Below are 6,559 nucleotides of genomic sequence, written 5' to 3' on the forward strand. Positions count from 1 at the left end.
CGACGTCATCGACATAGGTGAAATCGCGCCGCATGCGGCCGTAATTGAACAATCTGATCGGCCGTCCGTCGGCTATGGCCTTGGCAAAGATGAACATCGCCATGTCGGGACGGCCCCACGGACCATAGACCGTGAAGAACCGCAGTCCCGTGGCAGGAAGGCGATACAGGTGGCTATAGGCATGCGCCATCAGCTCATTGGCCTTCTTCGACGCGGCATAGAGGCTGATGGGATGGTCGACATTGTCCTGCACCGAAAACGGCAGTTTGGTGTTGGCGCCATACACCGAGGACGATGACGCAAACAGAAGCTGCTTGCAGTGATTGTGGCGGCAACCTTCAAGCACATTAATGAAGCCCTCGATATTGGCATCGATATAAGCGTGTGGGTTTGTGAGCGAGTACCGAACGCCTGCCTGGGCCGCGAGATGAATGACCGTGGGAAAGCCATGCTGCGCGAAAAGTGCTTTGGTTGCCGCGCGATCTGCCAGATCGAGTTTCACAAAAGTAAAGCCTGCACGGCGTTTCAGGATCTCGAGGCGCGCTTCTTTCAGCTTTGGATCGTAGTAGTCGTTAACAATATCGAGGCCGACAACTTCATGGCCGCCCGACAACAGGCGCTGAGCAACATGAAAACCGATAAAGCCAGCGGCTCCGGTGACTAGTACCGTGTTGCGCGACATCGCTTCTCCGGTTGGGCTCTCAGGGCCGCCACAGCTCTATGCCTGCAGGCCGTGAGCCGCGATCGAGCTTCATCTTGACATCGAGGACAAGGCCGGTGCCGTCGACCAGCAATTTTTGAACAAGCGGCCAGCCGCCGTCCAGATAACTGGCGTGTGCAACCGCCAGGATGACCGCGTCGGCGGGCTGCAACGCATCAAGTTCAATCAGGGTCACGCCATATTCGTGCCTGGCGTCGGTCGCATTGGCCAGGGGATCGTGCACCTGGACCGCAAGACCGAACGATTGCAATTCGCTGATGATATCGACGACGCGAGAGTTGCGGGTATCCGGCACGTCTTCCTTGAAGGTCAGGCCCAGTATGGTGACGAGGCCACCGCGGCCCTTGCGGCGCAGCAGCTCGCGAATGCATTCGCGCGCCACGCGCTGGCCCATGCCATCGTTGATCCGGCGTCCCGCCAGAATGACCTCGGGGTGATAGCCGGCCCTTTCTGCCCGGAAGGTCAGATAGTAGGGATCGACTCCGATACAGTGGCCACCGACCAGCCCTGGCTGAAATGGCAGGAAATTCCATTTTGTCCGCGCGGCGGCCAGCACGTCGCCGGTGTCGATCTTGAGCGCCTGGAAAATCAGCGACAACTCGTTCATGAACGCGATATTGAGATCGCGCTGGGTGTTCTCGATGGCCTTGGCGGCCTCGGCGACCTTGATCGAGGGGGCGCGGTGGATGCCGGCTGTAACCACCGATTCATAAACGTCGGCAATGATATCGAGGGTTTCCGGATTTTGCGCCGAAACGACTTTGACGATCGATTCAAATCGATGCTGCTTGTCGCCGGGATTGATGCGTTCCGGCGAATAGCCCACATTGAAATCGGAACCTGCCTTGAGACCCGACAATTGCTCGAGGATCGGCACGCATTCCTCTTCGACGGCGCCCGGATAGACGGTCGATTCGTAAACAACGATGTCCCCCCTCTTGAGCGCGGCACCCACCGTTCGCGAAGCCGCGAACATGGCGCTGAGATCGGGCCTTCGTGCGCTGTCAATCGGGGTCGGAACCGTCACGATAAAGAAATCAGACACGTGGATCGCGGCTGCCTCACTCGTAAAGTTCAACGAAGACAGCGCAAGCTCTGAAGACTCGACCTCTCGGGTGCGATCATGGCCGGACTTCAGTTCCGCGATGCGCGCCTGGTCGATATCTAAGCCGACGACCGGATTGCCCGCGCGCGCGAAGGCCGCTGCCACAGGCAGCCCCACGTAACCCAAACCAATGACCGCGATATTTCGGCGGCGGGACATCAAATGATATTCCAAGCTCCAGGGACGCTATTGACGCCACTCCGCCGACTGTATTGCCGCCGTACGCCGGAGATCGCAAGGGGGTGAACGCTTTAGTATTGTTAGGGTTATTGCCATAGCCTCCCTAAAGCCATACCAAAGCGGAAAAATCGCGCGTCGCGCGCTCGCCCTGGACCATTTTGATACACCAGCGAATACGGCCCGGAATGCGTCGGCTTCTCATTTTGTCTGTCCGGATACTGGTATCGCTGGCACTGCTTTATCTCGCGCTTCGCGGGATCAATTTCACCGCGATAAAGTCCCGCTTGAGCCAGATCAATGTCGGCTGGATAGGGCTCGCAGTAATCGTTACGGTCGTTCAGATTTTTATCGGCGCGCTGCGATGGCGCGAGATTTCCGAACTCTGCCAAGCGCCGCTGACCAATTTGCAAGCCTTTCGCTACAACATGATCGGCGCCTTCTTCAATCAAACACTGCCGTCCTCGATCGGCGGCGACGCCGTGCGGCTCTGGCTCGTCAATCGCACCGGTGCAGGCTGGCGGGCGGCAACCTACTCGATATTGACCGACCGGGCCATCGGCCTGATCGCGCTAGCGCTCATTATTGTTGCCAGCCTGCCGTGGAGCTACGGCATGATTGCCGGCAGCAAAGGTCGTCTCGCGCTCGTTTCAGTTGACCTCGCCGCGCTCGCAGGCGGGTTGGGCTTTCTGCTGCTCGGCTATCTACCCTGGACCTGGCTGAAGCGCTGGTGGCCGACAAGACATTTTCATGCCTGTTCGGTCATCGCCAACGAGGTGATCCTCAACCGGCGCAGCGGCCCCAAGATCGCAGTTCTGTCGATGGCTGCTCATGTGCTGACCGTCGTGATTGCGTGGTGCGCCGTTCGTTCGATTTCGGCGCCTGCGAATTTCGAACAGGTCTTCATGCTGATCCCGCCCATCATGCTGATCACCATGATGCCGATCTCGATCGCCGGCTGGGGCGTGCGCGAGGCGACCATGATGGTCATCTTCGGCTATGCGGGGCTGGCTCAGACGGACGGAACGGCGGTTTCGATTCTGTTTGGCGCGGTGTCGTTCATTGTCGGCGCGGCCGGCGGACTGGTCTGGATCTTAAGCTCCGAGAAGACAGCTGCAGCGATAGCGATTAGCCCAGCGGACGACGAACCGGCCGAACCCAAATCGGTAAATTCCTGAAGGAACGAGCGCGAGTTTCATAGCCGGCCCTGAAATACAAGGAAAATGAAGCCGCGTCAGCTGCGTTACAGCCCGCAAATTGGCCCTTGTCGAGCTTGAGCGAGGTCCTCAACCTCGCTCCTTTAGCGTCATTTTACCCGTCTTGCAGTCCGTTTCGGACCCCGGCGGACGAGGTGAACCATCGTTCGGACCATGCCTGCACCATCAGGACATTCCAGAGCCAGGAGCCATGATTGCGCGTGCCTCGCTGATGCTCGGACCAAACGCGGCTAACTCGCCCGGTATCGAACCAGCCCTGTCGATTTAGTCTGTCGGATGCAAGCAAGTCCGAAGCCCAGGGTTTCAAGGGGCCGCGAAGCCAGTCGTCGAGTGGAACGCCAAATCCGGTCTTCGGACGGTCGAACAGATGCCTGGGGAGGTGTCGATCCAGAACCTGCCGCACCAGCCACTTGCCCTCGCCGTCCCTCACCTTCAGCTCCGGCGGCACCCGGCAGCTGAATTCCACAACATCCTTGTCGAGAAACGGGACCCGCGTTTCAAGGCTGACGGACATCGCCGCGCGGTCAACTTTTTGAAGAATGTCATCCGGCAGATAACTGAGGATGTCAGATAATGTCATGCGGTCGAGCGTATCGATCGATGGCTCGATCCCGGCCATTTGCGCATTGAACCAGCTCTCAGGCTCATCGCCTCCGATGATCGTATTCGCTGGATCGTCATCGATCGAACTGAGCAACCGATACATCTCATCGAAGGAGCGCGCGCCAGCGATTCGTCCGATCTTGGCGATCCGGTCGCCCGCCCTCAAGATCCGGTAACGGGGCGGAAGCACCCTACCCGCCAGACGCCCGATCGTGTTCGCGGGCTCCGGGGCCATCAGCCTGATCGTGGCGGCAAGCAACCCTTTTGCGGCCGCGGGCAGGCGGTCGAAGTGCGCCTGCAGGCGCGCGCCCCAGACATGGCGATTATAGCCGCCGAAAAGCTCGTCGCCGGCATCGCCCGTGAGAGCGACCGTGACGCTACGCCGCGCCAGCGCGGCCACCAGCCGTGTCGGGATTTGCGATGAATCGCCGAACGGCTCGTCATAGATCTGCGCCAGCTTTGGAATAACGTCTCGCGCATCCGATGGTGCCACGATCAACTCAGTATGATCGGTGGCAAGGTGGCGCGCCACGCCGCGCGCGTGAACCGCTTCGTTGAAATCCGCTTCGGCAAAGCCAATCGAAAATGTCTTGATCGCCTGGCTGGAATGGGTCTGCATCAGCGCCACGATCGTCGAGGAATCGATGCCGCCCGATAGAAAAGCGCCAAGCGGCACGTCGGATAGGGACTGGCGCTCCACGGCCTGAGACAATAGCCGCTCCAGCTCGTTCACAGCGGCAACCGGATCGGTCAAGCGGTCGCGCTGGCGCGCGACCACCTGCCGGCACATCGACCAATAGGATGCAGGCTGCGGCAGTTCGCCCCGACCCACGGTTTCCGGGATCCGAAGCGACGAACCCGAAACCAGTTTTCTGACGCCCTCCCAGATCGTCCAGGGCGCGGGCACGTAGGAGTGGCGCATGAATGCGGTGAGCGCGCGGCGGTCGATGGTCGGATTCCAGTTCGGATGAGCGGCTAATGCCTTCAGTTCCGAGGCGAAGACAAAATCGCTGCCGATCCAGCCATAAAATAGCGGCTTCTCGCCAAAGCGATCGCGACAGAGCGTCAGACAACGGTCGCGTGCGTCCCAGATCGCGAATGCGAACATGCCGTTGAATCGTTGCAACGCATCGTTGATCCCCCAATGCCTGATGGCATACAGCAAGGTCTCCGTGTCGGAATGTCCGCGCCAGTTCGGCGCAGCCTTTGCCGCCTCGAGTTCGGACCGGATGCTGAGATGATTGTAAATCTCGCCATTGAAGGTGACGGCAAGGCGTCCGCAATCGCTGTGCATCGGCTGAGCGCCGGCGGCGGTGAGATCCAGGATGGCCAGCCGCCGATGACCCAAGGAAACGCCCGCGGCCTCGTCGGTCCACACGTCACTGGCATCCGGCCCGCGGTGCGCCAGCGTCGCGGTCATCCGGGTCGTGTATTGCCTGATCGCGATCCGCTCGCCGTCCGGTTTCTTCAGGATGCCTGCGATGCCGCACATCTGACTATCGCACCGCTGCCGCTGCGAGGCGGTTATGCAATATGGCGGCCAGTGCCCGGTGACGTAGCGGCGACTGCAGCAACGAGACGGCAAGCTCGCTCATCGCGCCTGCTCGCTCGCCCGCCCGGTACAGCGCCGCCGCACGCTCCAGGTGATAAGCCGCCTTGAAGTTCCGGCGGAGTCCTCCGGAAAGGCCAGGAAGGTGCTTGCTGGCTATGCGCTCGAGCGCGACGAATACAGCGGTCTGCTGGACACCTGTGGATGGCTCGATACGGGCGAGCGGCTGCGCGAGAAATCCCAGCGGCCTCGTCTGCGTCAATCGCATCAGCCAGTCCCAGTCCTCAAAACGCCGGAGCGAGGTGTCCAGGGGGCCGACCTCACGGAATACGGCGCTTTTGCACAACAAGGTCGAACCGGGGCTGACAAAGCAGCCCCACACCAGATCAGCGAAGGTCAAGGGCCCGGTGCCATAGCGCGGCGAGGTGATGAACCTGCCTGGAGCCTGCTCGAGCAGGTAAGCGGTGCAACTGACGTCGAAATTGCCTTCACGCATGAAGCCGATCTGGGCTTCGAGCTTGCCGGGCAGCCAGCTGTCGTCCGAATCCAGAAACGCGATGTACTCGCCAGTGGCGGCCGCGCATCCGGTGTTGCGCGCCGCCGCGGCACCGAGATTGTTCGGATGACGGACCAGCCTGATGGTGTCGCCGAAACGTGCCAGTGCCTGCTGCGGCTGATCAGTGGAACCGTCATCGATCACGATGACCTCGATCGCATGCCCCGACGGAAGGGCCTGCGACAAGGCGGAATCGACAGCCTTTGCCGCGGAATGCGCGCGATTCCAGATCGGGATGATGACGGAGATTAACGGCATGATCTACTGCAAGCCCTGCTCATGCCGGCTGGCCGCGCCGCTCGGCGCGCGTCGACAGGTGCCAGATCGCTTGCGCCACGAATTCCGCCGGCCAGAGCGCAAACTGCGACCGGGCGGCCGCCGACATCGCGGCGGCCTGCGAGAACGCACCGTTGCCCAGACCGCGGGCAAGCGCATATCCGATCGCCCATCCGAGCCAGCGTCGATAGAAGGCGCGCGCGCGGGCGGTCGAACCTTGCGCGAGGCGCGTCTGCGCCAGCCGGATGGCTTCGCTGTTGTAAGCGAACTGCCCTGCCGCGGGGCCAAAGCTGAGGGAACCCTGATGGGTGCCGTAGCGATAGACCGCGCGGTCGATCGATATCGTGCGCAGCCC

At 61.0% G+C, this 6,559-nt stretch carries 6 protein-coding genes; 1 reads left to right on the forward strand and 5 read right to left on the reverse strand.

Features of this window, described 5'->3' with window-relative positions:
* Positions 1-682, reverse strand: a 682-nt coding sequence (locus ABSG20_RS26230) for an SDR family NAD(P)-dependent oxidoreductase (protein WP_423867396.1), incomplete at its 3' end; no start/stop codon positions are given.
* A 19-nt stretch (positions 683-701) separates the two neighbouring features.
* Positions 702-1,985, reverse strand: a complete 1,284-nt coding sequence (locus tag ABSG20_RS26235) for a nucleotide sugar dehydrogenase (protein WP_423867397.1) — start codon at positions 1,983-1,985, stop codon at positions 702-704.
* 206 nt (positions 1,986-2,191) lie between these two features.
* Here ABSG20_RS26235 and ABSG20_RS26240 point away from each other — a divergent pair, with 206 nt between their 5' ends.
* Complete coding sequence (locus ABSG20_RS26240; protein ID WP_423867398.1) at positions 2,192-3,181, forward strand: lysylphosphatidylglycerol synthase transmembrane domain-containing protein; 990 nt, start codon at positions 2,192-2,194, stop codon at positions 3,179-3,181.
* 133 nt (positions 3,182-3,314) lie between these two features.
* On the opposite strand, the gene asnB is transcribed toward ABSG20_RS26240, so the two are convergent.
* The 3 genes from asnB to ABSG20_RS26255 all read right to left on the reverse strand — a co-directional run.
* On the reverse strand, positions 3,315-5,315 hold the full coding sequence (gene asnB / locus ABSG20_RS26245; protein WP_423867399.1) for an asparagine synthase (glutamine-hydrolyzing): 2,001 nt from the start codon (positions 5,313-5,315) through the stop codon (positions 3,315-3,317).
* A gap of 4 nt (positions 5,316-5,319) precedes the next feature.
* On the reverse strand, positions 5,320-6,186 hold the full coding sequence (locus ABSG20_RS26250) for a glycosyltransferase family 2 protein (RefSeq protein ID WP_423867400.1): 867 nt from the start codon (positions 6,184-6,186) through the stop codon (positions 5,320-5,322).
* Positions 6,187-6,205: 19 nt separating this feature from the next.
* A partial coding sequence (locus ABSG20_RS26255; protein ID WP_423867401.1) for a hypothetical protein occupies positions 6,206-6,559 on the reverse strand: 354 nt, incomplete at its 5' end.

Source organism: Bradyrhizobium sp., assembly GCF_049512235.1.
GTDB lineage: Bacteria > Pseudomonadota > Alphaproteobacteria > Rhizobiales > Xanthobacteraceae > Bradyrhizobium.

Excerpts from the sequence above, each read along its gene's own strand:
- ABSG20_RS26235 (WP_423867397.1), bottom strand. The coding sequence starts at position 1,985 with ATGTCCCGCCGCCGAAATATCGCGGTCATTGGTTTGGGTTACGTGGGG.
- ABSG20_RS26240 (WP_423867398.1), top strand. The coding sequence starts at position 2,192 with ATGCGTCGGCTTCTCATTTTGTCTGTCCGGATACTGGTATCGCTGGCA.
- asnB (WP_423867399.1), bottom strand. The coding sequence starts at position 5,315 with ATGTGCGGCATCGCAGGCATCCTGAAGAAACCGGACGGCGAGCGGATC.
- ABSG20_RS26250 (WP_423867400.1), bottom strand. The coding sequence starts at position 6,186 with ATGCCGTTAATCTCCGTCATCATCCCGATCTGGAATCGCGCGCATTCC.